Origin of the sequence: Kitasatospora sp. NPDC059747 (assembly GCF_042732955.1) — a bacterium.
Classification (GTDB): domain Bacteria; phylum Actinomycetota; class Actinomycetes; order Streptomycetales; family Streptomycetaceae; genus Kitasatospora.
Genome location: NZ_JBHWGV010000166.1, coordinates 1529 through 2752, shown reverse-complemented (window position 1 = coordinate 2752; position 1224 = coordinate 1529). Strand labels below are relative to the sequence as shown.

Annotated in this window: 1 protein-coding gene; it reads left to right on the top strand. The window is 71.4% G+C overall.

Translation table 11 applies throughout. From position 1 onward, the window contains the following. Window positions 1-440 precede the first annotated feature (440 nt). On the top strand, window positions 441-1157 hold the full coding sequence (locus ACFV4G_RS39850) for a response regulator transcription factor (RefSeq protein ID WP_359975679.1): 717 nt from the start codon (window positions 441-443) through the stop codon (window positions 1155-1157). The last annotated feature ends 67 nt before the right edge of the window (window positions 1158-1224 follow it).

The window sequence follows — 1224 nt, the reverse complement described above, 5'->3', positions numbered from 1 at the left end:
GTACGGGATCAAGTCGACGCTCTCGACGCAGAAGAGCATGACGCTGCCGGCGGCGGTGGGCGTGTCGCTCGCGTCGGGCGACGGCGGGTCCCACGAACCCTCGGGGTGGGGGGGGGCGGGGGGCGCGCCTCGGTCGCGCCCCCCCCCCCCCACCCCCAGGGCTGACGGAGTGTGACTTCGGATCGGCTCTGCGTCAATTCACCGGTCGAAAGCGATCGCCATCGACCCAATCGGGGATGAATCCGATCGATTTTGTGCGAATACCAGGCATGTCGCATCAATCATTTGCGCGATTTGTCCGTATTGTTACTCACTAGATCGTGATCTTTCGCTAAAGCCGGGCACGGTAGCTGCCGAAGCAGACTGTGACCCTTTCCGAACGCGGAACACTCCGACCGCCCCCATCGGGGTTCCGTCCGCCACTCCCCGCAGGAGGCCTGGTGTCGGTCCTTCTTGAGCACCCCGCAAACGTGGTCGCCTACCGCCCGACCAAGCCCACCGCCATGGTGGTCATCGCCGATCCGCGCGTCCGAAACACCGTCACCCGCCACCTGTGGGCGCTCGGCGTCCGCGACGTGATCGAGGTGTCCTCGATCGCCGAGGCCCGCCCCCGGGTCTCCACCCCGCGCGACATCTGCGTCGCCGACGTGCACCTGCCGGACGGCTCCGGGCTGACCATCCTGGCCGAGACCCGCGCCGCGGGCTGGCCCAACGGCCTCGCGCTCTCCGCCGCCGACGACATCGGCGCCGTCCGCAGCGCCCTGGCCGGCGGCGTCAAGGGATACGTCGTCACCGGCACCCGCACCAACGTCGCGATGCCCGGCCGCCCCGGCCTGCCGCTGGGCGCCGCCGGACTGGCCGGACGGATGCGCCGCCCCGGCATGCCGGGCGTGCCCGGTGCACCCGGAGCGCAGGGTGCCCCGGGCGCCCCCGGTGCGCCGGGCGCGCAGCCGACCGCCTACCGCGAGCTGTCCGGCCGCGAGGTCGAGGTGCTGCGGCTGGTGGCCGAGGGTCAGTCCAACAAGGCGATCGGCGTCGCGATGGGTCTGTCCGCACTGACCGTCAAGAGCCACCTGGCCCGCATCGCGCGCAAGCTCGGCACCGGCGACCGGGCCGGCATGGTCGCGGTGGCGCTGCGCACCGGGATCATCCACTGAGCCGATCGGGGCCGCGCCGTTGAACCGGAACACCGCGGCGGCTCAGGAGGAACGTTTCCTCCTGAGC